This is a genomic window from Streptomyces sp. Q2 (assembly GCF_056820935.1).
The window spans coordinates 37,099-62,602 of record NZ_JBXEJE010000045.1 but is presented as its reverse complement, the minus strand read 5'-3'; the positions used below and the strand labels follow the sequence as shown (position 1 = coordinate 62,602).

The window sequence follows — 25,504 nt, the reverse complement described above, 5'->3', positions numbered from 1 at the left end:
CGGCTCACCGTAGCGGCGGCCCACCCCTGCGCGCCGAGCAACAACCGAAACTCACCCACCCAAGCTGCGCAGACATGCCCGGTTCTGCCAGGGAAGCACCTCAACCGATGCAATGTCACCTGCTGCCCACAGCCCGAAGAGCCGGAGAATCTCCTCGCGGGCGACCTCGCGCATCTCCTCCGGGGCCAGCGAATCGTCGTCCAGGTTCTCCCAGACCAACAGGCCGCCGCGGAACGCGCCGAGGCACCACCCGCTCTCATGGGTCAGCGACACGTCGGGATGCTCGTCACCGGCCTCCGACAGGCCGTCGAGCACTCGCCCCATCGTCTCCGGATCAGGCTTGTCGACCCGTCCCGCCCATGACGCCGTACATGAAGTAGCTCACGAACCAATTGCCTCACGCCGTGATCCGACTTCGGTTCAGCCAAACAGAACGTGTGCTGCCTGATGGCGGGCGCGGCCCTGACCCATTCAGGGACCTGGCGGTTGCCAGGTTGTGGGCAGGATGAGTCCGCCCGGGAGCGGAGATCTGGCTAGCGGATTCAGGCCACGGGGAGCCGTGCCGGTTGCTTCACTGAAGTCGACCGTGCCGCCCGAGAACGTCGCCCGCCGAAGTCGACCATGCCGCCCGAGAACGTCGCCCCAATGAGCTGCGACGAGGGCCCGTACGGCCGAGTCGTGTGGGACCTTTCCGTCGCCCCGGTAATCCCGGCGGCCCCACTGGTGTGCACTGATAGGCTCCCGTCGCCTGCTCAGGGCATGCACATTTCATTCACAGCTGTCAGACCTGTCGGGGTCGCAGCTGGCAGGGCGAGGGGCCGGGGGGTCCGTGGGGGTCAGCAAGGTTGTGCGACGCTGTCTGTTCGGCAGAAGGGGTGCGGCCCTGGCCGTGAGCGTGGCCCTCGCCGCGGGTGCTCCGGGCGCCGTGCCGACGGGGATGGCGGTGGCCGTCGGGGCGGACCAGGTCGCCGCGTCGGGCGAGGTCGTGCTCCCCGCCGCGGACCGGCGCGCTACGCGCAACCCGGTGTTCATCGGCTTCGGCGACACAGGTGTGCTGTCGAATCCCGAGGGATCCAGCGGCTGGCTCTGGACTGATTATGCGACGCGCCAAACCCGGGAGGTGACCGAGTTCGCCGGCACTCAGCAGCCCAATGCGCTCGCCCAGTCGGACACCACCTACACCCTGTCGACGGACACCGAGGGCCGGCGCGTCGTGCGGTTCCGCGCGATGGGCTCCGGCGAGGACAAGGGCTCGGTGACGGTCCCGGCCGGTCTGACCTATGCGGGGACGGCTGGCGAGGGAGCCGTGGTCGCCTACCTGGGCGGCTCGACCAACGTACGCGAACTGCACTTGCTGAAGCGGGCGGCCGGGGGTGGCACTGAGGACACGAAGGTGACCGGCTGGCCCGCCGACGCGAAGCTCCTCGCGCTGAGCGGGAAGGACGACCGCTCGCTGCTGCTGCGTTACCGCGTGCCGACCGAGGACCCCCAGGTCTTCCTCTACCAACTCGTCCTCGTCGACGTCCGCGACGGGACCTGGACCAAGCTGTTCGCCCCCTACAACACGAACTCGGCCCGGCTGCCCGTCCTGAACGAGGACTACGTCGGCTGGTGGTATCCGGGAGCCGGCGCTCGGCTCCTGCGCCGCGACGCACTGGACGGACCGGTGATCACCGTTCCGGCCCAGGGCACAGTGGGGAAGACCGATTTCACGGTCGTCGGTGACGACGTCGTGGTGGCCACCTACGGCGACGAGACCCGTGCCGTGCTCACCCGGCCCCTGACCGACGCGGGCGAATGGCGGACGCTGCTCCCGCAGATGGACGGCTGGGTCCACGCGTCGGCGGACGGATCGGCTGTCGTGGTGGGCGGTCCCGACAAGGAGCACTGGGGCATGCACCGCATCTTCGAGGCGCCGGACGGGCAGATCGTCGCCGATGAGCTGATGGACCTGCCGCCGGTTCCCGCGCCCGTCGACGGGCTCTCGTTGGTGGGCGACACCCTTGCCTGGACTGACCAGACCGCGCCTCCGTCCTACGACGTCATGTTCAACATGCGCACAGTGTCGGCCGACGCGGTCCCCCAGGTGGGGCCGGTCCGGCAGGCCGGCGGAGGGGTCAAGCCGTGCATCTTCGTGAACAGCTGTGTGCGGCTGTTCGGCGCGGGCGACGGATCCGTCGTCTACAACGACGTGGACAACTCCCAGCTGATACACCGCCGTACACCCGCCGGTGAGGTACAGACGCTGACCGTTGACGGCTTCTACGGTGAGGTGAGCGCCGCGGAAGGACGGTACGCGCTGCTCTCGGGCGGCCCGAATCGCAAGCATTTCCTTGTCGACTGGACGCAGTCCAAGGTCGTCTCGACACGCACGGCCGTGGCCGCCACCCTGTGGGACGGACAGCTGTGGACCACGACGTCCACCGCCGGGCACCTGTCGATGAGCCGTCTCGGCTCGACGGCCGCGGCGGTCGACGTGAACGTCGGCTCGGCGTGTGTACCCAGCGAGTTGCAGGCCGACGGCCGTTTCGTGTACTGGGCGTGCGCCGCGCAGAAAAAGGCCGGCGTGTTCGACCGCTCCCGCGGACGGTCGGTGGCCGTGCCCGTGGGGGACGCGCTGCTGGCCGGCGGGTTCCTGGTCCGCCATGACAACGAGCGCGGCAAGCTGGTGCGCACCGACGTCCGCTCCGGGCAGGCGGTCACCTCCGACCTGGCCGATCTGCCGGCGACGACAAACCTCATGCCCGAGGGCAGCACCTCGGACCGACGCGTCCGCTGGACCCTGGATCCTGACAGTGGCCGCGTGGCTTTCGTGGATGCCGGCGAACGCATCCATCTGATGAACGCCGGGGCTCTCGCCGCTCCCGTGCGGCGGGATCACGCGGGCCGGGACGGCCTCGCCGACCTGCTCACCCTCGACTCCTCCGGCACGCTCGCCTTCCAGCAGGGCACGGGCAAGGGCACCTTCTCGCAGAAGGTGAGCGGCGGCGGCTGGCCCACCTCGGTCAAGGCGGTACCGTTCGGCGACCTCAGCGGGGACCGGTGCAACGACGTCCTCGTGCGGCTCAGCAGCGGCGCCCTGCGCGCCTACAAACCGGGGTGCGGTGCCGCGCTGAAGACGTCGACGTCGTACACCTCGCTGGGCACGTCCGGCTGGAACCAGTACGACGTGCTGACCGCGCCCGGTGACGTGAACAAGGACGGCCGCCCCGACCTGATCGCGCGGAACTCCTCGACCGGGACCGTCTACCTCTACAAGGGCACCAGCACCGGCAAGTTGTCGGCCCGGGTGAAGCTCTACGACAACTGGAAGACGTACAAGAAGATCGTCGGCGCCGGGGATCTGAACGGCGACGGCATCGGCGACCTGCTCGCCCAGGACACGTCGAACAACCTGTACCGGTACTACGGCACCGGCAACGGCACGTTCGGCGCCCGCACCCAGCTGTTCGCGAACTGGGGCGGCTCGTACAACGTGATCGTCGGCGTCGGTGACATCACCGGGGACGGCAGGGCCGACCTGGTCTCGCGCGACAGCGCGGGGAACGTCTGGCGCAACAACGGCGACGGCAAGGGATCCTTCGGAGCGCGGGTGAAAATCGCCACCGGCTGGCAGGGCTACAAGGGCCTCTTCTAGTGCTGGATTCCTCATTCCCTGGGTATAAGTCCTGGTGGCGGGGCAGGTCGGGTACTCGGGGCGGGTGCTGGACGGTGGTGTTACAGGCGCGGCCGAGCCGTGACGAGAACGAGCAACGGGTTGTGCGTCGATTGTCGCGAGCGCGCAAAGCGCCGCGCGATTTGGTGCTGCGGGCGCGGATGGTCGAGTTGAGCTGGGCCGGGCAGCGGGTGCTGGCCATCGCGGATGAGTTGAGGTGTAGTCCCAAGACGGTCCGCCACTGGGTGCACCGCTTCAACCGCTTGGGCCTGGACGGGCTGGAGGACCTGGGCGGTCAGGGCCGAACGACGGATCACCGAGTCGGAACGCTCCAGGGTTATCGGCCTGGTCAAGCAGCCGGCGCCGGGCCGGCTGACGGTGCAGGCGGACGGCGAACTGGCCGCGGCGGACGAGTCCGGGCCGCCGGAGTGGACCCTCGACGCGCTGGCCGCCGAGGCCAGGAGGCTGGGCATCGAGGTCGGTCGCAGCCAGGTCCGCCGGATCCTGCTGGCCGAGGGTGCGCGCTGGCGCCGTACCCGGTCCTGGACCCGCTCGAAGGATCCGGACTTCGAGGGAAAAGGACCAGGATCATCGAGCTCTACACCTGCCCGCCCGAGGGCGCGACGGTCGTCTGCGTCGACGAGCTCGGACCGGTGATCCCCCGCACGTTCCCGCCGGCGCCGGGCTGGTCGCCGGACGGACACCGCATCAAGTCCGAAGTCGACTATGGTCGCGGACCGGAGAAGACCTGGGGCTACGGCGCCTTACGCGTGCGGGACGGACACGAGGTCACCATGACCGCATCCTCCCGCAACAGTGCCTTCTACCAGCAGTTTCTTCAGAAGGTTGAGGCGGCCAACCCCACTGGGGACATCTACGTTGTCACCGACAACCTGTCCTCGCACAACAGCATGTCCACCCGGACTTGGCTGGAGGACCACCCCAGAATCCGGCACGTCTTCATCCCCGTCGGCGCCTGCTGGCTCAACCTTCAGGAAGGCTGGTGGCGCATCTTCCGCAAGGTCGCGCTCGCCGGCCAATCCTTCGCCGGACCACCTGAGATCGAACACGCCACCCGCCTGGCAACATCCCAGCTCAACACCCCAGCCCGGCCCTGGGTATGGGGAAGACCCGCACCACCAACTCGCCTCCTACGACGTCGACATGTGTACATCCAATGGGGAATCCAGCACTAGTAGGGCCGGTTGTGAGAGTGCCGGCGGGCCGGACCAAGTGATGCCCAGGTCCGGCCCGTGCTCTCGCCCCTATAGGTCGAGCTGGTACTGGAGTGTCGTGTGTGTGGGCACGTAGCCGAGGCTGTCGCTGATGTGTCTCATGTGCGTGTTGCTGTCGGCGGTGTCGGTCAGGAGGCCGCCGAGGTCTGGATAGCGCCCGTGGGCCTGTCGGATCGACTCGGCCTTCATCCATCGGCCGAGGCCGTGTCCGCGGTGTTCGGGCAGCACGCCGGTGCCGTAGTGCTGGGCATCACTCGTGCCGTTGCCGGGGACGACGAGTTCTGTGAACCCGGCGATCGAGTCGTTGGAGGTGTCGATGGCGACGACCGTGTGCAGCTGGTCGCCGCGATCTTCAACGGCCTTCGCCGCGGCCCGGACCCGGTCCACGTCCCAGACCACAATGCCGTAGTCGGTGTCGTCCATGGGCATGTCGTCCATGGCCCGGCGTGAGGCGGCAAACGTCTGGGCGAGGTCGTCAGGGACGGTTCCCTGCCATGACGCCAGCCGGTAGCCGGGATGCGGACGCTCGATGATCTCGGCGAGGGCGATGGCGTCCACGCCGGCCAGTGGCAGGCGGGCGAACCTCAGGGTAAGCACCTTGCGGAAGCCGCGGCCCGACAGGAAGTGATCGCCGGGTGACCCGGCCTCGGCCTGCGCGACAACGCAGCGTCGGGCGTTGTCCCGGGCGGCGGCCACGGCAGCGTCGAGGAGCCGGGAGCCGACGCGCTTGCGCCGCTCCACGGGGTGGACGTGGAAGGTCAGTTCGGCCAGGTGCTCTTGTCCGCCATCGAACAGGCGCAGAAAGGCCGTCCCGACGGGGATGGAATCGGCGTCGGACGCCAGCCATGCAAGGCGTCGGCTGTGCGCCCCGTGAGCGGGGTCGGTCAGTGGGGTGATGCGGAGCGACAAGGTGTCTCCGTCGTGAGGAGGCGGCAAGGGTCAGTACGCGGGCTCAACTGCTGGGCACTCCTGCGCATGTGCTCCACACCTCCTCGTCGACAGTGCCGGTCCGGAACGACACGGACGGCTGGGTGAACTTAGCTGTCCCATCGCCTCCTCGGCAAAGGGTTAACTGAAGACCGGTGCGACCATGCCGGTCACAGACACTCGTTGATGGCCGCGACCAGCACGGTTGCCTCATAGCGAACGGCGAGCTTGTCGTATCTCGTGGCCACGGCCCGGTGACGTCCTCGAGTGGGGCAGGTGGGGCTGGAACGACGACCAGCCTTCTCTGTCCTTCGGGCGACTGCTTGCGGTCAACGACGCCAGTGACCGTGATGACCCCGACTGGCAACCGGAGTACTGGAAGGTGGAGCTGCAGCTCATCTTCGGCGAGGACCCGGCGTGGGCAGATATCGACAGCCTCGGGCACCAAGACACCGGGTTCGACTACGACGAGATCGGCGCGCCCAGGATCGCCGCGCTGGGAGAGATACGCCGGTTCATCGAGTCCTACCCTCAGCTGGCAGCAATGTGGCGAGCCGAGCCCACTCGCAGCGCATTGGCCCTTGAGCGAGCGGGGTAGCTGGCGTACCTCGTACAGCACGGAAGTACAGCAACGACAGCAACCACCACCATCCAGTAGCCACCGTGCAGGACTGCCAAGCAACCACAATGGCCGTCTCTGGCCGATCCACTTTGAGCTACGGATCAGAAGGCCTCTGACATCCACAGCTGACATCAACGGCGCCGGACGGAGGCGTACCTCAGCGTCCCTGTCCGGCCGTCGTGTCAGTGAGCAGTGGCAGCCGGAGCAGGACCGGATCGAACTCCTTAAAGCGGGTGTCGTCGCAAGTTCCGTTAGCGCCAAGCCACCGTGATGCCGAACACGAAAGCCACTACGGCGGCAGCCCACAGCGTTTGCAGCGACGAATGACCAGGTGGGAAGCCAGCGGTGTGCCCGGCTCCTCCGGATGCCCGCGGGCACCGTAGCGGACGTGGTCACGCAGGGCATCCTCGCTTACCCGCGAGAAGTCGAAGAGCGCGTCCCACAGTGACCCGTCGAACCAATACAGTGCCACCTGCTGGCCGCCATACGTCTCCAGCTCCAGGGCACCGCCCTGCCCCGTATCGGGGCGACTGTCGGCGCAGAACTTGCCCCAGCTCGTCCAGTCCTGGGCGTAGCCCTTGCGGGTGCGCTCCGGGCGGCTGTCGGCGACGGCGCGCACCGCCTGGCCGTCGATGTGGTCGAGCGCGGCCCGGGTCGCGGCGTCGTAGTCCTCGGGCCGGGCCGGCGGCGCCGTGGTGACGACCGGTACGACTGTTACCTGATTTTCTGTCATGACCCATCCCGTTCGCCGGAGATGAGCCCCTTCTGGACTCCGGATATAGCGCTCATGCGCGCCTCGCGCCGTGCCCGCGGCATTGTTCCGGCGCGCGCATCGCGGCACTCCCACACTTCCCGCCACCGGGCCGTTGACCAGGACAAATCCAGAAGTTCGCCGAGTGGCTAGCCGCTGTGCCGAGCATTATCAAAGCACGACACGCCGACAGCAGTGTGAAAGAACGTCAGCCCCGTCCCGGGCCGCTCAGCTTCCTATGCAAGTGGTCTTCGCTGACGCCTATTTGATGGATCATCATACAAAAAATTGACCCTCTACGAACACTCGATCGGCCCTGTTCCATCACCCCTGGAAACGTTTCTGAGGTGCCGACAGAAATAGGCATCAGTATGTTCATTCACGGTTGGCCGCTCAGCTGACACCTCTGAGAGACGGAGAAACGGAATGGCGGAGAAAAAGAGAAGTGGAACGCGTAGGCGTACCGTTGTCGCGATCGCAGCATCGCTGGGCATCGCGGCCCTGGCTGTGACCAGCGTGAACTACGCCTCAGCTTCCAGTTCAGTCCCGAAGTCCGCCCCGCCGGTGCAAGATGCCGCTGCTCCCCTCGGAGGCGACGGCCAGACGAACTACAGCTACCGGAACGACAACGATGGTCGGATCCACGTCAACGAGCGAACCTATTCGGCCGAGTCGGGTGTGTGCACCGCTGTGATCAGCAGTCCCGCCACCAGCTTCAACGTCCGAAACGACAGTGACAGGACCGTCGAATTCTTCAGCGGAATTACCTGCGACACCGGCGCTCCCATCGCCACTATCGGGCCCCGAAACTCCAGCAGCGCAATTCCCGGCACGACGGTCTTCGACGGGGCCGTGGTGCCGTTCGCACTTGTCGGCAGCTTCCGAGCCGTCGACAAACGCCACTGACCCCACGCGGACCAAGGACACCGACAAGCCTGCCTGTGTGGCACACGAACCCCGGACCGCCGCAACCGGCCCGGGGCCCGTGCCTGTCACCTCGCTCTCTTGAAGCGCTGGTGGCGACGATGGACGGAGTGATCCACCGAGTGGTTGCCGATGTGCTCGACGTTGCGCTCCGCCACGGCGAGCAGGCAGACCGTCCGTCTAGTTGACCCGCTTGCGCAAGGTCGGTGGCTGGTCGGTTGGGTTGGCGAGCATCCGCCGGACGTTCTCGGGATGCCAGCGCCCCCCGCGTTTCGGTCGGAAGCCTTCGGCGTCCAGCGCCGCCGCGATCTCGCGGTAGGACAGCTCGCCCTCGTCCCGAAGTTGGCGGGCGCGGGCTCGGCCGGCCTGCTCCATCTCCTCCTCGGTCAGCTCCTTCTTGTGTGCCTGCCATCCGTACGGCGGCGCCCCGTACGCGTATTGCCCTTTTCTCCCTTGATGCGGCGGCAGCGCCGGAGCTTGGCCACGGTCATGCCTCGGTCCAGCTGGGCAAAGACACCCATGATCTGACGTATGGCGGTGCGCATCGGACCCTCGGGGCCATCGGGCAGGATCTCGCCCTGGTCGGCCATGAACGCGCGGCCGCGGTGCTTCCAGCACTGTGCCAGGGCCGCCTCCTGTACCACCAGCTCGCGGGCCAGCCGGTCCAAGTTCGGCGCCACGATGCCCTAAGCCTTCTGCCGGACTGCCGGACTGGAAGTTCTTGCCGAGTTGCGCGGCGCGGATCGCGGCGACGTACCCACTCGAGCCGGCACCGAGGACGATGACGTCGTAGTGCGCGCTCATGACGTGCCCCTTTCCAAGGTGTTCGATGGTTGGCTCGTGGAGCGAGTGGTCATGCCGCGCGGTGGTGGGGCGTCAGGGTGGCGTGGATCTGGTCGCGGATGTCGGCGAGGAGGGCTTCGTCGCTGCGGTGCAGGTACAGGGTGGCGGTGGTGCTGATGTGGATGATCGCGGTGATCACTCGCGCCAGCGTTGCCGCGTCGGCGGCATCGATGTGCGCGTCGCGGGTGAGCAGGCCGGTGATGCCGTCCTCGAGGCGGCCGGCAAGGGCTAGACCCGCTTGCCGGTAGGGCTCGGCCGGGTCGCCGAAGACGAGTTCGTGCAGATATGTGCGGCCGTTCTCGGCGTGTTCCCTCAGGCACTCCACCACGGGACGGATGAGAGCGATGACCGGCTCCAGTGCGCCCTGTCCGACGGTGGCGTTCGCGGCGGCGAGGCCGACGTCGATGGCGGCGGCGAACTTCTCGTTCTGCACCATGATCAGCAACTCGGCCTTCGTGGACGCGTACAGGTAAAGAGTGCCGTTCGCGACGTCGGCCCGGTGGGCGATCTGCTGTGTCGTGACCCCGCTGACGCCGTGTTCGGCGAACAGTTCGCGGGCTGCGGTCATGATGCGCTCGCGCTTGGCCTGTTTGGCCCGCTCGCGGCGCCCGATCGGCATGTGGCCGCGTCCCATGGGACCTCCCTTGACAATAATTCTGAGTAGACTCATAGTTGAGTGTACTCGGGTTGATGGAGTGAGGCGAGGCCCCAGATGTCACGCCGAATTGGCTGATCTGGCCTCATGCCTGGATAAATAGGATGAAGACAAGGAGTGGCGCCCCATGCGAGCGTTCGTCGTCACCAAGTACAAGGAGCCGCTGCAGGAGGCGGACGTCCCCGAGCCCACCGTGGGGGAGCACGACGTGCTTGTGCGGGTGGAGGCCGCCGGGCTGAACCCGCTGGATGAGAAGATCCGCGCCGGTGAGTTCAAGCAGATCCTGCCCTACAAGCTGCCGCTGATCCTGGGCAACGACGTCGCGGGCACCGTCATCAGCGTCGGGACGGCAGTTCGCGGCTTCAAGCCCGGAGACGAGGTCTACGCCCGGCCCGACCAGGACCGCATCGGCACCTTCGCCGAACGCATCGCCATAGCGGAAGGCGACCTGGCGCTCAAGCCCGCTTCCATCAGCATGGAAGAGGCGGGCTCGCTGCCGCTGGCGGCGCTCACGGCGTGGCAGGCGCTGGTGGAGCGCGGGAAGGTGCGGCCCGGGCAGAAGGTTCTCATCCACGCCGGGGCCGGCGGGGTCGGTTCGGTCGCGATCCAGCTCGCCGCGCACCTCGGTGCGCACGTCGCCACGACCGCCAGCGCTTCCAACGCGGACTTCGTGCGCGCGCTCGGCGCGGACACGGTGATCGATTACCGCACCCAGGACTTCGAGCAGCTCCTGACCGGCTACGACCTGGTGCTGGACAGCCTCGGTGGGGAGACTCTCGAGAAGTCCCTGCGGGTGCTCAAGCCCGGCGGCAAGGCCATCGGGATCGCCGGTCCCCCGGACCCCGCGTTCGCCCGCGAGGCCGGCCTCAACCCGCTGCTGCGCCTGGCGGTCGCAGCCCTGAGCGGCAAGATCCGCAAGCAGGCCAAGAAGCTCGGCGTGACGTATGAGTTCCTGTTCATGCGCGCCAGCGGCGACCAGCTCCGCCAGATCACCACTCTCATCGACCAGGGCGTGGTGCGCCCGGTCGTGGGAAAGGTGGTCGGCTTCGACCAGACCCCGCAGGCGCTGCAGTCCCTGTCCCAGGGCGGCATCCGCGGCAAGGCCGTCATCGGCAGCAGCTGACCCGCCGCAACCGCGACGGGCGACACAGAACGCACAGCGACACAAAACGCACGAGGAGAATCCGTCATGAGCAACACCGACACCCCGAACGAAGCCGTCATCACCTCCTATGCGAAGGCCCCGGCCCGCACCGTCACCGCCGGCGGCGTCACCTACGCCTACCGCGAGCTGGGACCGAAGGGCGGCATCCCCGTCGTCTTCTTCGTCCACCTCGCCGCGACCCTGGACAACTGGGACCCCCGCATCATCGACCCCGTCGCCAGGGGCCGTCACGTCATCGCCTTCGACAACCGCGGTGTCGGAGCCTCCACCGGCCAGGTGCCGGACAGCGTCGAAGCCATGGCCGACGACGCCTACACCTTCATCAAGGCGCTCGGGTACGACAAGATCGACGTCTTCTCCTTCTCCCTCGGCGGCATGGTCGCTCAGGCCCTGGTGGTGAAGCACCCCGAGCTCGTCCGCAAGCTGGTCCTCACCGGCACCGGGCCCAAGGGCGGCAAGGACATGGACAAGGTCGCCAGAATCACCTACTGGGATATCCTGCGCGCCACCTTGACCCGTTCGGACCCCAAGGAGTTCCTGTTCTTCAACCGCAACGCCACCGGCAAGGCCGCCGGGCGCGCGTTCGTCAACCGGCTCAAGGAGCGCACTGTCGACCGCGACGCGGAGATCAAGACCAAGGCGTTCCAAACGCAGCTGAAGGCGATCAAGAAGTGGGGGCGCTCCGCCCCCGACGACCTGTCGTCGATCACGCAGCCCACCCTGATCGCCAACGGCGACAACGACCGCATGGTGCCGTCGGTCCTGTCGGAGGACCTGCACCGGCGTATCAAGGGCAGCGAGCTGATCATCTACCCCGACTCCGGGCACGGCGGCATCTTCCAGTACCACCAGGAATTCGCCCCCGTAGCGGTCGATTTCCTGGCCCGATGACCACCACCTGACCAGGAAAAAAGGGCAACACCATGAGCACGTCACCGGCCGCCGCGCCACTGGAAGTGAAGAAGCCTCTCACCTCCTCGATCCTGCTGTGGGTGCGCACCGACCAGCCCCGCCAGACCGGCATGGACCACTGGAAGGGCCCGCACTCAGGGATCATCTCCGCCACCCCGGGCCTGGAGGAGTACCGGCAGATCCACCTCGCCGAGCACAACACGGGCCTGTGGCCGGCCATCGACGGGGTCCAGACCGCGATCCCCGCCGACCGGAAGATCGACGGCGTCGCGGAAGTCACCTTCCAATCGGTGCTTGCACCCCTGAAAGGGCGCGAGCAGACGAAGCTGGCCTACGCCGACGAGATCAACGTGTTCCGCCGCACCCTGCTCTACGCCGGCCCGCCGAACTCATCCCGCTGGTACGACGTCGCAGGCCCCGGACAGACGGTCGGTGCCCGCGCGCTGATCTACCTTCGCCGCAGAGACGGGGTCGGCGCCGGCGCCTTCCGGAAGTTCGTCAACGAGCAGCTCGCCCCCGCGCTCGCCGGCACCGGAGTGCTGAAGGAACTGCGCACGCAGACGTTCCTGCCCTGGATCCAAAAGCTCTGGGACACCCCGGACGTCGCCCACGACAACCCCCACGACCAGCACTTCCACGCCTCGGTCAGCCTCGGGTTCACCGACACCGCGGCACGGGACGCCTTCTTCACCGGCCACGTGATCGAGGACCTGTCCAACCGGCTGGTACCGCAAGTCTCCGCGATCCACGCCTACGACGTCACCGCCGCCCTCACCTACGTCAAGAACGGCGACATCCTCCCGCGCTACCAGGAGTGAGCGGCGGCGCGCAGACCGGAAGCGGGACCACCGGATCTGCTCAGCAATCCATCCGCCCCGGCTTCCTGGCCCTCCTCGCGCCCCCGTCGCCATCTGTTACCCACCACCCATCTGGAGCCAGCCATGAGCGAGCAGCAGAGCACCATCCAGTACGAGCGCACCTCACCGCAGATCGCGAAGATCACCTTCGCCAACCCGCCCGTCAACCTCATCACCGGCGAGACAGTCCTGCGCCTCATCGAGATCGTCACCGAACTGGCCACCGACCCGGACATCCAGGTCGTGCTGTTCGACAGCGCCACCCCCGACTTCTTCTACAACCACTTCGACCTGGCCGCCGCCGCCGACTTCCCCGCCCCCGAAGACCCGGACGCGGTGCCGGCATGGACGAATCTGGTCCTGGAACTCTCCAGAGCGCCCTACATCACCATCGCGGCCATCCGTGGACGCACCCGCGGCGGCGGGAACGAGCTCGCCCTCGCCCTCGACCTGCGCTACGCCAGCCGGGAGAAAGCGATCTTCGGACAGCCCGAGGTCGGCAGCGGACTGCTGCCCGGCGGTGGCGGCAGCGAACGCCTGCCCCGGGCCATCGGACGCGACCGTGCCCTGGAAGCCATCCTCACCAGCGACGACTACGACGCCGACACCGCCGAGCGTTGGGGCTGGGTCACCCGCGCCCTCCCCGACAGTGAACTCGACGCCTTCGTCGGCACCGTCGCCGCCCGGCTCGCCTCCTTCGACCGCACCTCACTCGCCTCGGCCAAAGCCCAGATCAACCGGGCATCCCTGCCCCCGGACGCGGACCTGGTCGCCGCGTACGGCGAGTTCACCCACTCCCTCACCCTCCCTGGGTTCCTCACCCGGGCCGCAGGCACGCAGGCCGTCGTCGAACAGGCCGGCATCGACTTCGAGTACCGTCTCGGGCACTACATCGGCATCGCCAACCAGCAACGCTGACACCCATCAGAAAACGAGCACGGACGCAGCCGATGCCGCGTCCGTCCTCTTTTTGCCGCGGGGCCCACCTGATTTCCGACGTCTTCGGCACCGTGGTCGGATCGGGCTGCTGCCGGATCGACCGCCGATGTCATCCACCGCTCGACGGCCGCGACGGTGCAGCCCTTCTCGACACCGGCCGGCCAACTGTCCGAACGCCATGGATCACGGGTCCCGACGTGAAGAGATCACGTCGGGACCGAAGAACAAGCTCAGGCGTCCGTGCTGTGCAGGTCCAGGTAAAGCGCCTCGACCGGGCCGCTCAGAGCCGCCTTGACCCCCTTGGTCAACTCGTCGGCCAGGACCTCGTATTCTCCGGCCTCGACGGCATCGTAGACCGCCTTCACCAGCTGCGTCGGCAGCATCTTGGGTCCGTCAGCGTGCGCGGCCATGCCGGTGTCGACGTAGCCCATGTGCACACCCGTCACGTGGACGCCCATGGGTGCGAACTCGATGCGCAGCGAGTTGGTGGCCGACCACAGTGCGGCCTTGGACGCGCTGTAGGCGCCGCCGAAGGCATACCAGCTGGCAACGGAGTGCACGTCGATGAGGATTGACCCCTTCTTGGCGGCGAGGACCGGTGCGAAGGCGCGGGCGAGGAAGACCGGCCCGAAGAAGTTCGTCTCCATGTTCGCCCGGATGTCCGCCTCGGTGACGTCCAGCAGGCTCGCGCTCGGCGGGATGGCGCCGGCGTTGTTGACGAGCACGGTGACGTCCGCCGCGTCGGCGACGGCCGCGTCGATCGACGCGCGGTCGGTGACGTCAAGGGTCAGGGGAACGATGCGTTCATCCTCCCAGGCGCGGGGGGAACGGGCGGTGGCGTAGACCTTGGCGGCGCCGCGTGCCAGGGCGTCGTGGACGAAGTGGGTGCCGATACCGCCATTGGCGCCGGTGACGAGGACGACAGATCCGTCGAGAGAGGGCATTGGTGTTCCTTCTTTACGAGGGGATGTGAAGTGCGTGGCTGCGCACGGATGGAGCGATGACTCCTCGCCCCGCGATGGGAGAATGAGCGGAGCCACATTCGAGCTCACACGGTATTGAGTACAATCATAACTGATTACAGTCAGAATCTACCTGGAGGACACCGTCATGCCTGTCGGACGGCGCGAGCGGAAAAAGCAGGAGAAACTCGACCGCATTGTCGCTGCCGCCAGTGAGCTGTTCGCCGAGCACGGCGTCGATGAGGTCACGACCCAGCAGATCGCGGACAAGGCCGACATCGGCACCGGGACCTTGTTCCTTTATGCCAAGACCAAGGGCGAACTCCTCCTGCTCGTGCAGAACGCCAAGTACGCCGAAGCACTTGAGCAGGGCCGGGCGGACGCCGAGACCGTCCCGGGCGTGCTGGACGCGGTGATGGCGATCGTCCGGCCGATCGTCGAGTGCAACCGCATCCAGATCGACAACGGACGCACCTACCTGCGAGAGATGGTCTTCGGCGACCCCGAGGAGCCCCGGCACAGCGCGGCACTGGCCATCGTCGCGCAGACCGAGGAGGCCGTCGCCGCCGTGCTGCGCCGAGACGAACGGGTCGCAGAGGGCGACGCCGCGACGCTGGCACACATCGTGTCCGCCGTGATGTTCCTCAGCATGGCGGCGAGCGTGAACATCGCCTTGAGCGTCGAGGAGATCGTGCAGGACATCCGCAGGCAGGTCGACCTCCTGCTGCCTCGCTGAAGCGCGGCCCCAGCCTCAGGCCCGGGCGACCATCCGGGTAGTCCTCGGCTGCGGCATGGCCCGCATCCCCAAATGGCAGGTTATCCGGCCGTTGCTGCCCATACCGGCATGACTGGACGGGTGGGGCGGCCGGCCGGAGGGCTACCGCCACCGCGTGCTGCTGGGATTCCGGAGATTGCCCACCTACGTGGCGTCGAGTCCCGTCGTACAGCCCCTTACCCCAGGATTCCGGGGCGAGGCCCGTGTGGTGCGGGCAGGGCTTTGTTGGTCGATTCCAAGATCTTCTCCGGCAGTTCTGTACCCGCCGTGGCGCGGGCGAGCAGGATCGCGCCGACCAGGGTGGCCACCACGGGAAGGCCGTCGTCGGCGTCGGTGGACATGCACGCGGCGAATCGGTCTCACCGAGGGCCCTGACGGCCTTGTCTGCACCGCCCGCCTGCCGCTGTCGAGCGCGACCTTGAACTATCTCGCCGGCCTGATACGGGGCCGCTGAAGAAGATCGCCTCGCGGTGGCGGGCGCTGCCCGCCGGGAAGATCGCCGGCATCGCGCTGGCGGTGCTGCGCTGTGACCAGCGGCCCGGTGATCTGGCCGGCGGGAACGGGGTGCACCGCACCACCGTGAGCCGGTGGGTGCGCGAGGTCGTGGGCCTGCTGGCCGCCCGCGCCCCGCGCCTGGACCGCGCGTTGAAGAAGATCGCCCGAAAGGGCGGCGGGGTGGTCCCGCCGGTGTTCGTACTGAGGCGACTGGGAGCCGGCCTCGTGTTGCTCATGGTACTGAGCTGGGCTTGCGTCGGTCGGCTGCGGTCAGGCTTCTTGGCTCCGTGCCGCCGGCTGGTCGCTGGTGTCGTGTGCCAGTGACGCGAGAATTTCCTTGCGGCAGACATCGAGGATTTCGTCCGCCAGCGGAGAACCGTCCGGGCATGCCCGCGACAACATGATCGCGCCGACCGAATGGGCGAGCATGTCGATCGCCATCGTGCGGGCCGCGCGCTGGTCCGCATCCCCCGGCGTATCGCTTTGGGACTGAAGGGCCGTCAGCAGGTTCTCGATCCCGGCTGCGAACTCTGTTTTGATGTCCGCCGGCTGGCGTGCGGCGTCGCCGCCGAGGGCCGCGATGGTGCAGCCGTCGCCGCGCCCGTCGCGATGCTCCCGCGAGACGTAGCGCTCGACGAACTCGGCGGGGTCCAGACCTTCTGTCCGTGCCACGGTCTGCGAGAGCCCGCTCGCGGCCGCCTCGGCCATCAGGTCGGCCTTGGAGCGGAAGTGCTTGTAGAACCCGCCATGGGTGAACCCGGCGGCTGCCATCAGTTCTGCCACGCCGACACCGTCATAGCCACGCTCACGGAACAGCCTGGAGGCTGTCGCGACGATGTGGGCACGGTTCTGCTCTGCCTGTGCCTTGGTGACCCGCATGTCCAGCCGTCCCTTCCTCGGTCGACGCTCGACGGTCCAGGATACATAGATGTCGATCGACATCAAAGAGCTTGACTTTTTAGATGACGATCGTCATCGTATTGCTCACCCCCTCCAGAAAGGCCCAGGCCATGAGTGACACACATGTGACCGCACCGACTCAGTACATCGAGGTCGACGGCGACCGATTCGCCTACCGCCGCTGGGGCAAGCCCTCCGGAGTCCCGATCTTCCTGGTCCAGCACTTCCGCGGGGGAATGGACAACTGGGACCCGCTGCTCACCGACGGCCTGGCCGAAGGCCGTGAGGTCATCCTGTTCAACGGCCGCGGCATCGCCTCGTCATCGGGCACGCCGCGCAACCGCATAGAGGACATGGCCGACGACATCGCCGCGGTCATCCGGGCACTGGGGCTGGAGCAGGTCGACCTGCTCGGCTTCTCGCTCGGCGGTTACCAGGTGCAGGAGGTCACGCTGCGCCACCCCCAGCTGGTACGCAAGCTCCTCCTGCTCGGCACTGGCCTCCGCGGCGGGGACCCGACAAGTGACCCCCAGGTGCCTCAGTACGCCCTGAACCCGGTCCCCACCCTGGAGGACTTCCTCTTCCTGTTCTTCGGCCGCTCGGAAGCCGCGAAGCAAGCGGGCAAGGCCTTCTGGGAGCGACGTCACCAGCGGGCAGACCAGGACCCGCCGAGCTCGCCCGCGGTCGCACAGGCGCAGTTCGAAGCGACTATGGCCTACGGGGAACCGCTGCCGGGCGAGAACCCCTACGCCCACCTGAACGCGATCACCCAGCCGACGCTGGTCCTCAACGGCGAGAACGACGTGATGATCGCCTCGATCAACTCCTGGCACCTCGCCCAGAACATCCCCAACGCGCAACTGCTGATCTACCCCGATGCCGGGCATGGAGCGCAGTTCCAGTATCCCGAGCGATTCCTGAAGCACGCCATTCAGTTCCTCGACGAGTAACACCCGCGGGGCTTCGGTGCAGTCGTTGACGCCTGGTCCGTGATGACGGGCCGCAGGCTCACCGGATCCCCGGAACGCGACACGCACACCTTCCCAGGCCACGGAGTCCTCTGCGCCCCCGTGGTCGAAGCGGAAGACAGTCCGGCCAACAAATCGCCGCCGATTTCGCCGGCTTGACCAGCTGCGCGAGAATCCGGCAGACCGGACCCCGGCCTGCCGGAGCGGCTGGCTGAGGTAGGCGCATCCTGCGTGACCAGCACGAAGCCGACCTCGCCGATGCCCTCGACCAGCTCCTGCGCCGCACCCGCTCCCCCGCTGGGACAGAACACAACACCCGCCGCCGCAAAGCCCCCCGCGCCGGCAGCACGGCAACACACCTGCCTGACCTGCCAGGCCAGCGGCGCTCACCCGATGCAGAGACCGCACCAGCCCCGGACTGGAGCGAGAGCTTGGACGACCTCATCGGCACCGATCCGGCCGCCGAGTCGGGCACTGATGAGCCGGGGGCACGGGCGTGCTGCCGGCCGAGGCAGGCGGATATGGGCTGTGGGACGCCGAAGCGGAGGCCGAACAATGGTGAACACCCCACCCAGCACGAGCGATGCACCGGCCAGCAGTTCCCCGTCAGCGGCCAACCGGCCTCCCGCTGCCGCGGCAAGCACCGGCGGCGATGCCCCTGGGGCGCGGCAGCAGTCGGTGACCACCTGGGACGGTTTCCAAGCCTTCACCGCCACGCCCGTGGCAGTTCCTCCCTCGCGCGGGGCACCGCCACGCAGCCTCGAGGAACGCCTGGCCTACCACTCGCGGTTCGTCACCGTGCGCACCCCGGCCATCGACGCCCTGGCCGAGAACGTGCGCACCCTGATGATTCTCGGCCACCACCAGACGATTACCGCACGGCCGTCCTTGATCGTCACCGGCCCCGCCGGTGCCGGGAAGACCACCGCACTGCTCCAGGCCGGGCGTGCCTGCCACCTCGCCCACACCCGCCGCCACGGCGCTACAGCGGTAGCCGGGCAAGTACCGGTCGCCAACGTCCTGGTCCCGCCTGCCGCCAGCGCGAAGACCCTGGTCGCCGAGTTCGCCTGCTACCTCGGCACCCCCGTCGCCGCCGGCATGTCCCGGGCACAGATCGTGGACGCATCACTACACCCGCAGGAAAACAAAGATCATTCCCATGCAACTGCAGGACCGCAAGCCAACCACCCGAACAACCAAACCGAACACGTCAGCAGGCCGCGCCAAGCACCCCCGGACCCGACCGCTCCCCCAAATCCAACTCCCAACCAAAAAACAGGACACCAGAACAGATCAACCCAACCCCCTGAAGATCACTGCTCCGTCACAGCGACGTGCCCAGGGCCTGCCGGCCCAGTCGGCCGCCGGCGGCCTGTCGCAGGACCGGCGCGAACAGCTCGAGGACATCGACCCGTCCTGGTGCCCCACCTGGCCCGTGGAATGGCAGCGGGCTTTCCACCTCACCCGGCTGCACCCAGAAGCCGGCGGGACGGTGCCGATGGAGCCGGGTGAGCTCGTACGGCAAGGCGAAGACCTCGGACGACGGGTCAAGGCGCAGCGGCTCGGCTTCGACAAGCTGAGCACCGTGCAGCAATGGATGTGGGGGCACATCCTCGGCATCCAACCCGCCACCGACGACGAGAAACCCAAACCACGGACCAGCCAGGCCGACAAATGGGCCATGAACCTGGCAGCAGCCCGCCAGTTCTACGAACGCGAGGGCCATCTGAACGTCCCTCGCAAGCACGTGGAGAGCGTGCTCTCAGACAAGGGAGCGGCACTGCCCTTTCGTCTGGGTGCATGGGTCAGTAACCAGCGCTCGCGCGCGGCGACGCTCTCGGAGGACCGGCGCGAGCAACTGTCCGCCATCGGCATGCGCTGGACGTAACGTCCGGAGAGACGGCGCGCGTTCCATCGTCAGCCGATACGCGGCGGCACACGAAGAGGCACCGGCTCTTCTTGCCCGTCCCATACAACACGGATCAGGGAGGGAATCCGCGCCTCCATCGACCCCGCCATCAGGAAGTCGTGCACCTCGCCCGGGGCCAGCGTCAGGTTCTCGGGCCAAGCCCCGTGCATGGCGGCAACCGCTTCCGTGATCCGCACGTTGGTCGCGATCGCCGTTCCGTAGTTGACCAACTGCCACTTCGCCTTGCTGGCATGCTCGAAGGCCAGCACAACACGAGGCCGATTGGCCTCTTCCTCTGCCGCGCGCTGAGCAGCGTCCACCGTTCGCTGGTGGGCCAGGGTCTCCTCAGCAACAGCGGCGGTCTTCTCTATGCGCCATCACCACCGGCCTGGGGGCGGTGTTCAACACGGCTCAGGTGAAGCCGTGTTCGAGCGTCGTGGTCATCGGCTCCGGCGGTGTCGGTCAGGCGGTGATCCAAGGCGCGCGGATCGCCGGTGCCGCCCGGATCATCGCTGTCGATCCCCTGGAGAACAAGCGGTCGGCCGCGCTCGGTTCCGGCGCGACGGACACGATCGACCCCACGAGCGCCGACCTGGTCGACGAAGTCCGGCGTCTCACCGGCGGACGCGGCGCCGACTACACCTTCGAAGTGGTGGGCAACCCCACGACCATCACCCAGGCGTGGGACACCGCCCGCCGCGGCGGGACGGTCGCCCTCGTCGGAATGCCGGCCGCCGACGCAATGATCACCATGCCCGCGTTTTCCCTGGCCTCGGACGACAAACGGCTGTGCGGCAGCCTCTACGGCGGTACGCAGGCCCGGCGGGACATTCCGCTGGAGTTGGCGGAGACAGGGCGCCTCGATCTCGCGTCGATGGTCACGCGCCGCGTACCACTGCACGAGGTGAACGACGCCATTCGAGCGTTGGAGGCGGGTGAGCAGATCCGCACCGTCGTCGTATGACCCTCTGAAGTCAATCCAACCGCCATGGAGGCCAGCGCCGCACGCGGAGCTGGCCTCCGGGCTTCTTCCCCTCACCCACAAAGAGGAACACCTGTGCCCTGCGACGCGTCGCTTTCCGCTGTCCCCCACGTCCTGCTTGTCGGAGCTGGAGCAATGGGCGTCATAACCGGATACCAGCTGCAGTTAGCCTGCGCCGAAGTGACGTTCCTGGTCCGGCCGGCACGCGTGGAGAAGCTGTCGCGACCCCAGACGCTCTACTCCTAGGACGGCGCGACCGTGAATCACTCCGCTGGCTACCGGGTGATTTCGGATGTCTCGGAAGTCGCCGACCAGACCTATGAGTAGGGCATCGTCACCCTCGACGGCGCCTCCTCGTACTCCGTTGAGGGCACCACACTGCTGAACCACCTTGGCGACGCCGTCTGTGGAAGCTCCGCCACCGTTGTCATCGGAGGCATCGTGGTGCCGAGAGATCGGCCGGCAGGTCGACCCCGTTGGGCATCGGCACCCGTGTTCCCGCTGGACCACGACATCCCGGGTCAGAGTGGGGGACAGCTTCTGCGCTCGATGAGATGGCTGATCAGGTTCACCACGGATGCTTCGTCCGTCAGCGCGGTCCTTTACGGACGCCGGATCGAGCGGCAAGAAGAGGAGCGAACGCCCGACATCCTCGAGATCACGTCGGCGGCCAGGCAGTCCATGTTGTCGATACGTCCTGACAAACCTCTTGACATCGCCAGCAGGGCATTCAATAGTACGGGCATCTAGAACGTACTAGTAGCACGTTCTAGAGGCTGCCGAGCCGCACACACCCATTGGCTGCCGCAGACGACACCTTCCGCCGCACACGGCGTTCTCATCAACCGCTCGCCCGCGCCACTCGGCCGGGCGCGGGCCTCCCGAGGCCGGAACCCCATTCCCACCCTGATCAGCACAGCGAGGTGCAAGGGACATGCACAGACACCACAGAGCCGCCGCACTGGCCGCCACCGTTCTCACCGGTGCTCTTCTCGCCACCGGCTGCTCCAGCAGCTCAGGGGGCAAGAAGTCCGAGGAGACCGCGAACGGCGCGTCGGCGGGCAAGGCCACCACGCCCCGCATGACCGTCGCGCTGGTCACCCACCAGGCCCCCGGCGACACCTTCTGGGACACCGTCCGCAAGGGCGCCGAGGCCGCCGCGGCCAAGGACAACATCAAGCTCGTCTACTCCGCCGACCCCAACGCGGGCAACCAGGCCAACCTGGTGCAGAACGCGATCGACCAGAAGGTCGACGGCATTGCCGTCACGCTGGCCAAGCCGGACGCCATGAAGTCCGTCCTGGCCAAGGCGGAGCAGGCCGGCATACCCGTGACCGGCCTCAACGCCGGCCTGAGCCAGTGGAAGAGTCTGGGCCTCCTGGAGTACTTCGGCCAGGACGAGACCGTGGCGGGCGAGGCGTTCGGCAAGAAGCTCAATGACATCGGCGCCAAGCACGCCGTCTGCGTCGTCCAGGAACAGGGCAACGTCGCCCTGACCCAGCGCTGCGACGGCGTGAAGAAGACCTTCTCCGGCAAGACCGACGTCCTCTACGTCAACGGAACCGACATGCCGTCGGTGAAGTCGACGATCACCGCCAAGCTCTCGGCAGACAAGTCCATCGACGAGGTGGTCACGCTTGCCGCGCCGATCGCGCTGACCGCCACGCAGTCGGTCTCGGACGCCGGCAGCAAGGCGAAGGTCGCCACCTTCGACCTCAACAAGGAGCTCATCAAGGCCATCCAGAAGAACTCCATCCAGTTCGCCGTCGACCAGCAGCCCTACCTCCAGGGCTACCTGGCCGTCGACGCGCTGTGGCTCTACAAGAACAACGGCAACTACAGCGGCGGCGGTGAGCAGCCCGTGCTGACCGGCCCGGCCTTCGTCGACAAGTCCAACGTCGACAAGGTCGCCGCCTTCGCCGCAAAGGGAACCCGGTGACGAGCATGACCCAGCACGCCGAGCCGGCGGTGACCACACCGCCGGCCCCCGGCCCCAAGGACACCGACGGGCGCACCGCCGAACGGTCCATGATCGTAAGGCTGTTGGCCCGCCCCGACGTGGGCGTCTTCCTCGGTGCCGTGGCCGTCTACGTGTTCTTCCTGATCGCGGCGCCGCCGGTGCGCGACGCCAGCTCGATGGCGAACATCCTCTACCAGTCCTCAACCCTGGGCATCGTGACCGTCCCAGTGGCACTGCTGATGATCGGCGGCGAGTTCGACCTGTCGGCCGGCGTCGGGGTGATCACCTCGGCGCTGACCGCGAGCATGACCGCCTACCAGCTGAGCATGAACGTCTGGGTCGGCGTCATCGCCGCCCTGATCGTGTCGCTGGCGATCGGCTTCTTCAACGGCTGGATGGTCGTCAAGACCGGACTGCCGAGCTTCCTGGTCACCCTGGGCAGCTTTCTGATCCTGCAAGGGGTCAACCTCGCGGTGACCAAGCTGGTGACCACCAACGTGGCCACCGACGACATCAGCGACATGGCCGGATTCGACCAGGCCAGGAAGGTCTTCGCCTCGTCCTTCGACATCGGCGGCGTCCAGGTGAAGATCACGGTCTTCTGGTGGCTGCTGTTCGCGGCGATCGCCACCTGGGTGCTGCTGCGTACCAGGTACGGCAACTGGATCTTCGCGGTCGGCGGCAACAAGGAGTCGGCCCGCGCGGTCGGCGTCCCGGTCGCCTTCACGAAGATCTCGCTGTTCATGCTGGTCGGTTTCGGTGCCTGGTTCGTCGGGATGCACCAGCTGTTCTCGTTCAACACCGTCCAGTCCGGCGAGGGCGTGGGCATCGAGCTGATCTACATCTCCGGCGCGGTGATCGGCGGCTGTCTGCTGACCGGCGGCTACGGCTCGGCGATCGGCCCGGTCTTCGGCGCGTTCATGTTCGGCATGGTGCAGCAGGGCATCGTCTACGCCGGCTGGAACCCCGACTGGTTCAAGGCCTTCCTCGGCGTGATGCTCCTTGGCGCCGTCCTGATCAATCTGTGGGTCCAGCGCACAGCGACCCGGAGGTGACCCGAATGACAACCAACGAAACCGGCACCCACGGCGCTGTCCTCGCGGACAGGGCCCCCGAGAAGGACTCCCCGGTCGTCGAACTGCGCAACGCGGGCAAGGCATACGGCAACATCCGTGCCCTGCACGGCGTGAGCCTGACGGTGCATCCCGGCCAGGTCACCTGCGTGCTCGGCGACAACGGCGCCGGCAAGTCCACCCTCATCAAGATCATTTCGGGGCTGCACCAGCACACCGAGGGCGAGTTCCTCGTCGACGGCGAACCGGTGCGCTTCTCCACCCCGCGTGACGCGCTCGACAAGGGCATCGCCACCGTCTACCAGGACCTGGCGACCGTTCCGCTGATGCCGGTGTGGCGCAACTTCTTCCTCGGCTCCGAGATGACCAAGGGGCCCTGGCCCCTGCGCCGTCTCGACATCGAGCAGATGAAGAAGACCGCGGACGAAGAGCTGCGCAACATGGGCATCATCCTGGACAACCTGGAGCAGCCCATCGGCACCCTGTCGGGCGGCCAGCGCCAGTGCGTGGCGATCGCCCGCGCCGTCTACTTCGGCGCCCGCGTGCTGATCCTGGACGAGCCCACCGCCGCCCTCGGAGTCAAGCAGTCCGGCGTCGTGCTGAAGTACATCGCCGCCGCCCGCGACCGCGGCCTGGGCGTCATCTTCATCACCCACAACCCGCACCACGCCTACATGGTCGGCGACCACTTCAGCGTCCTGCGCCTGGGCACCATGGAACTCTCCGCCGAGCGCAGCCAGATCACGCTCGAGGAGCTGACCAACCACATGGCCGGCGGCACCGAACTCGCCGCACTCAAGCACGAGTTGGCCCAGGTCCGCGGCCTCGACGTCGAGGAACTCCCCGAAGAGGCCGACCTCACCGCACCCGTAGCAGTCACCAAGGAAGCCGCCTCCTGATAACCGTGGCGGCCGGCCCCGCCCACACGTCTCCGCCACCGACGGGCGCAACCAACTGAGACGCCAAGTCCACCTCTCCACCCCCGGAGTCTCCGGAGCGAAGGGAAATCAGTGTCATGCCGTTCGAAGTGCTGACCATTGGCCGCGTGGGAGTGGATGTTTATCCACTTCAGACCGGCGTGGGGCTGGCGGAGGTCACCTCGTTCGGCAAGTATCTCGGGGGTAGCCCGACCAATGTGGCGGTGGCCGCGACCCGGTACGGGCACTCCTCGGCTGTGATCACAAAGACGGGCAGGGACCCGTTCGGGGACTTCGTCCGGCAGGCACTGGAGAGCTACGGCGTCGACAGCCGGTTCGTCGGTACGTCGGACATCGCACCGACGCCGGTGACCTTCTGCGAGATCTTCCCACCGGATGACTTCCCGCTGTACTTCTACCGGCTCCCAAAGGCCCCCGACCTGGACATCACCGCTGGCGAGCTGGACCTGGGGGCAGTACGGGACGCGGCGGTCCTCTGGGTGACAGGTACCGGGCTCAGCGAGGAGCCGAGCCGCTCGGCCACGCTGGCCGCCCTCGCTCACCGGGCCAAGGCGGGGACGACGGTCTTCGACCTGGACTGGCGGCCGATGTTCTGGGCCGACCCGAACCAGGCGCGTGGGTTCTACGCGGAGGCCCTGCGGCACACGACGGTTGCTGTGGGCAACCTTGACGAGTGCGAGGTGGCCACCGGCGAGCGTGAGCCGTATGCGGCGGCGAAGGCGCTACTGGCCGCCGGAGTGGAGCTGGCCATAGTCAAGCAGGGCCCCAAGGGAGTCCTGGCCATGGACCGGGACGGTTCTACCGCCGAGATCCCGCCGGTTCCGGTGGAGGTCGTCAACGGGCTCGGCGCCGGAGACGCCTTCGGCGGCGCGCTGTGCCACGGCCTGCTGTCGGGCTGGGACACCCGCCGCACCGTGATCTTCGCCAACGCCGCCGGCGCCATTGTCGCGAGCCGACTTTCCTGCTCCGACGCGATGCCGACCGAGGCCGAGGTCGACGCCAAGCTCGGCGAGGCGGCCGGAACATCCACCAACGACTCCCAGCAAGAGGTGTGACG

General features: G+C 67.5%; 27 protein-coding genes and 3 pseudogenes. 20 read left to right on the top strand and 10 right to left on the bottom strand.

The genetic code is table 11. The annotated features are described in order from the left end of the window. Positions 1–51: 51 nt before the first annotated feature. Complete coding sequence (locus ACWBNA_RS38350) at positions 52–315, bottom strand: hypothetical protein (RefSeq protein ID WP_482709158.1); 264 nt, start codon at positions 313–315, stop codon at positions 52–54. A gap of 574 nt (positions 316–889) precedes the next feature. Between ACWBNA_RS38350 and ACWBNA_RS38345 the strand changes: the two genes are divergently transcribed. The 3 genes and pseudogenes from ACWBNA_RS38345 (at position 890) to ACWBNA_RS38335 (ending at position 4,851) form a co-directional block, all read left to right on the top strand. Then, positions 890–3,637, top strand: coding sequence for an FG-GAP repeat domain-containing protein (locus tag ACWBNA_RS38345; RefSeq protein ID WP_482709157.1), 2,748 nt, complete (start codon positions 890–892; stop codon positions 3,635–3,637). Positions 3,638–3,816: 179 nt separating this feature from the next. Next, positions 3,817–3,900, top strand: a pseudogene (locus ACWBNA_RS38340) (helix-turn-helix domain-containing protein); the annotation flags it as partial. Positions 3,901–4,308: 408 nt separating this feature from the next. Then, on the top strand, positions 4,309–4,851 hold the full coding sequence (locus tag ACWBNA_RS38335; protein WP_482709174.1) for a transposase: 543 nt from the start codon (positions 4,309–4,311) through the stop codon (positions 4,849–4,851). Positions 4,852–4,920: 69 nt separating this feature from the next. Here ACWBNA_RS38335 and ACWBNA_RS38330 read toward each other — a convergent pair whose 3' ends face one another. Further along, positions 4,921–5,799, bottom strand: coding sequence for a GNAT family N-acetyltransferase (locus tag ACWBNA_RS38330; RefSeq protein WP_482709156.1), 879 nt, complete (start codon positions 5,797–5,799; stop codon positions 4,921–4,923). Positions 5,800–6,199: 400 nt separating this feature from the next. Here ACWBNA_RS38330 and ACWBNA_RS38325 point away from each other — a divergent pair, with 400 nt between their 5' ends. Continuing rightward, on the top strand, positions 6,200–6,415 hold the full coding sequence (locus tag ACWBNA_RS38325) for a hypothetical protein (RefSeq protein WP_482709155.1): 216 nt from the start codon (positions 6,200–6,202) through the stop codon (positions 6,413–6,415). Between the two features lie 313 nt (positions 6,416–6,728). Here ACWBNA_RS38325 and ACWBNA_RS38320 read toward each other — a convergent pair whose 3' ends face one another. Next, on the bottom strand, positions 6,729–7,172 hold the full coding sequence (locus tag ACWBNA_RS38320; protein WP_482709154.1) for a hypothetical protein: 444 nt from the start codon (positions 7,170–7,172) through the stop codon (positions 6,729–6,731). 444 nt (positions 7,173–7,616) lie between these two features. Between ACWBNA_RS38320 and ACWBNA_RS38315 the strand changes: the two genes are divergently transcribed. Further along, positions 7,617–8,096, top strand: coding sequence for a hypothetical protein (locus tag ACWBNA_RS38315; RefSeq protein ID WP_482709153.1), 480 nt, complete (start codon positions 7,617–7,619; stop codon positions 8,094–8,096). Positions 8,097–8,294: 198 nt separating this feature from the next. Here ACWBNA_RS38315 and ACWBNA_RS38310 read toward each other — a convergent pair whose 3' ends face one another. From ACWBNA_RS38310 to ACWBNA_RS38300, 3 genes are all read right to left on the bottom strand, one after another. Continuing rightward, positions 8,295–8,489 carry a recombinase family protein gene (locus tag ACWBNA_RS38310; protein ID WP_482709173.1) on the bottom strand — a complete coding sequence of 65 codons (195 nt, stop codon included), beginning with the start codon at positions 8,487–8,489 and terminating at the stop codon, positions 8,295–8,297. Between the two features lie 11 nt (positions 8,490–8,500). Continuing rightward, positions 8,501–8,794: a recombinase family protein gene (locus ACWBNA_RS38305; RefSeq protein ID WP_482709177.1), complete on the bottom strand. Its 294-nt coding sequence runs from the start codon at positions 8,792–8,794 to the stop codon at positions 8,501–8,503. A 173-nt stretch (positions 8,795–8,967) separates the two neighbouring features. Further along, positions 8,968–9,591 carry a TetR/AcrR family transcriptional regulator gene (locus ACWBNA_RS38300; protein WP_482709152.1) on the bottom strand — a complete coding sequence of 208 codons (624 nt, stop codon included), beginning with the start codon at positions 9,589–9,591 and terminating at the stop codon, positions 8,968–8,970. A gap of 148 nt (positions 9,592–9,739) precedes the next feature. On the opposite strand from ACWBNA_RS38300, the gene ACWBNA_RS38295 reads away from it, so the two are divergent. The 4 genes from ACWBNA_RS38295 to ACWBNA_RS38280 all read left to right on the top strand — a co-directional run bounded on the left by ACWBNA_RS38295 (position 9,740) and on the right by ACWBNA_RS38280 (position 13,464). Beyond that, positions 9,740–10,735: an NADP-dependent oxidoreductase gene (locus ACWBNA_RS38295; RefSeq protein WP_482709151.1), complete on the top strand. Its 996-nt coding sequence runs from the start codon at positions 9,740–9,742 to the stop codon at positions 10,733–10,735. Between the two features lie 66 nt (positions 10,736–10,801). Then, complete coding sequence (locus ACWBNA_RS38290; RefSeq protein ID WP_482709150.1) at positions 10,802–11,668, top strand: alpha/beta fold hydrolase; 867 nt, start codon at positions 10,802–10,804, stop codon at positions 11,666–11,668. Between the two features lie 32 nt (positions 11,669–11,700). Continuing rightward, the gene (locus ACWBNA_RS38285) at positions 11,701–12,507 is read left to right on the top strand and encodes a strictosidine synthase (RefSeq protein WP_482709149.1); all 807 of its coding nucleotides are present in this window, start codon (positions 11,701–11,703) and stop codon (positions 12,505–12,507) included. A gap of 123 nt (positions 12,508–12,630) precedes the next feature. Beyond that, the gene (locus tag ACWBNA_RS38280) at positions 12,631–13,464 is read left to right on the top strand and encodes an enoyl-CoA hydratase/isomerase family protein (protein ID WP_482709148.1); all 834 of its coding nucleotides are present in this window, start codon (positions 12,631–12,633) and stop codon (positions 13,462–13,464) included. Between the two features lie 251 nt (positions 13,465–13,715). Here ACWBNA_RS38280 and ACWBNA_RS38275 read toward each other — a convergent pair whose 3' ends face one another. Beyond that, entirely contained in the window at positions 13,716–14,429 is a 714-nt protein-coding gene (locus ACWBNA_RS38275) for an SDR family oxidoreductase (protein ID WP_482709147.1), read from the bottom strand. A 166-nt stretch (positions 14,430–14,595) separates the two neighbouring features. Here ACWBNA_RS38275 and ACWBNA_RS38270 point away from each other — a divergent pair, with 166 nt between their 5' ends. Next, positions 14,596–15,183 carry a TetR/AcrR family transcriptional regulator gene (locus ACWBNA_RS38270; RefSeq protein WP_482709146.1) on the top strand — a complete coding sequence of 196 codons (588 nt, stop codon included), beginning with the start codon at positions 14,596–14,598 and terminating at the stop codon, positions 15,181–15,183. 215 nt (positions 15,184–15,398) lie between these two features. Here ACWBNA_RS38270 and ACWBNA_RS38265 read toward each other — a convergent pair whose 3' ends face one another. After that, a complete protein-coding gene (locus tag ACWBNA_RS38265; RefSeq protein WP_482709176.1) occupies positions 15,399–15,563 on the bottom strand; it encodes a hypothetical protein in 165 nt (54 codons plus the stop codon). 11 nt (positions 15,564–15,574) lie between these two features. Here ACWBNA_RS38265 and ACWBNA_RS38260 point away from each other — a divergent pair. Then, positions 15,575–15,903, top strand: a pseudogene (locus tag ACWBNA_RS38260) (helix-turn-helix domain-containing protein); the annotation flags it as partial. A gap of 84 nt (positions 15,904–15,987) precedes the next feature. Here the strand turns inward: ACWBNA_RS38260 and ACWBNA_RS38255 are convergent. Then, positions 15,988–16,659 carry a TetR/AcrR family transcriptional regulator gene (locus tag ACWBNA_RS38255; RefSeq protein ID WP_482709145.1) on the bottom strand — a complete coding sequence of 224 codons (672 nt, stop codon included), beginning with the start codon at positions 16,657–16,659 and terminating at the stop codon, positions 15,988–15,990. 68 nt (positions 16,660–16,727) lie between these two features. Between ACWBNA_RS38255 and ACWBNA_RS38250 the strand changes: the two genes are divergently transcribed. From ACWBNA_RS38250 to ACWBNA_RS38240, 3 genes and pseudogenes are all read left to right on the top strand, one after another. After that, complete coding sequence (locus tag ACWBNA_RS38250) at positions 16,728–17,567, top strand: alpha/beta fold hydrolase (RefSeq protein WP_482709144.1); 840 nt, start codon at positions 16,728–16,730, stop codon at positions 17,565–17,567. A gap of 696 nt (positions 17,568–18,263) precedes the next feature. Beyond that, positions 18,264–18,719 (top strand): annotated as a pseudogene (locus ACWBNA_RS38245) (TniB family NTP-binding protein); the annotation flags it as partial. 25 nt (positions 18,720–18,744) lie between these two features. Then, a complete protein-coding gene (locus tag ACWBNA_RS38240; RefSeq protein WP_482709143.1) occupies positions 18,745–19,473 on the top strand; it encodes a helicase associated domain-containing protein in 729 nt (242 codons plus the stop codon). Between the two features lie 29 nt (positions 19,474–19,502). Here the strand turns inward: ACWBNA_RS38240 and ACWBNA_RS38235 are convergent, their stop codons facing one another. Beyond that, the gene (locus tag ACWBNA_RS38235; protein ID WP_482709142.1) at positions 19,503–19,814 is read right to left on the bottom strand and encodes a hypothetical protein; all 312 of its coding nucleotides are present in this window, start codon (positions 19,812–19,814) and stop codon (positions 19,503–19,505) included. A gap of 77 nt (positions 19,815–19,891) precedes the next feature. Between ACWBNA_RS38235 and ACWBNA_RS38230 the strand changes: the two genes are divergently transcribed. The 6 genes from ACWBNA_RS38230 (at position 19,892) to iolC (ending at position 25,502) form a co-directional block, all read left to right on the top strand. Next, positions 19,892–20,458, top strand: coding sequence for a zinc-binding dehydrogenase (locus ACWBNA_RS38230; RefSeq protein WP_482709141.1), 567 nt, complete (start codon positions 19,892–19,894; stop codon positions 20,456–20,458). Positions 20,459–20,482: 24 nt separating this feature from the next. Continuing rightward, positions 20,483–20,722: a 2-dehydropantoate 2-reductase N-terminal domain-containing protein gene (locus ACWBNA_RS38225; protein ID WP_482709140.1), complete on the top strand. Its 240-nt coding sequence runs from the start codon at positions 20,483–20,485 to the stop codon at positions 20,720–20,722. Between the two features lie 688 nt (positions 20,723–21,410). Next, positions 21,411–22,415: a substrate-binding domain-containing protein gene (locus tag ACWBNA_RS38220; protein ID WP_482709139.1), complete on the top strand. Its 1,005-nt coding sequence runs from the start codon at positions 21,411–21,413 to the stop codon at positions 22,413–22,415. Between the two features lie 5 nt (positions 22,416–22,420). Further along, the gene (locus tag ACWBNA_RS38215) at positions 22,421–23,491 is read left to right on the top strand and encodes an ABC transporter permease (RefSeq protein ID WP_482709172.1); all 1,071 of its coding nucleotides are present in this window, start codon (positions 22,421–22,423) and stop codon (positions 23,489–23,491) included. 5 nt (positions 23,492–23,496) lie between these two features. Continuing rightward, positions 23,497–24,408, top strand: coding sequence for an ATP-binding cassette domain-containing protein (locus tag ACWBNA_RS38210; RefSeq protein WP_482709138.1), 912 nt, complete (start codon positions 23,497–23,499; stop codon positions 24,406–24,408). Between the two features lie 116 nt (positions 24,409–24,524). Then, positions 24,525–25,502 (top strand): 5-dehydro-2-deoxygluconokinase, encoded by a 978-nt coding sequence (gene iolC, locus ACWBNA_RS38205; protein ID WP_482709137.1) that lies wholly within the window; start codon positions 24,525–24,527, stop codon positions 25,500–25,502. Positions 25,503–25,504 lie beyond the last annotated feature (2 nt).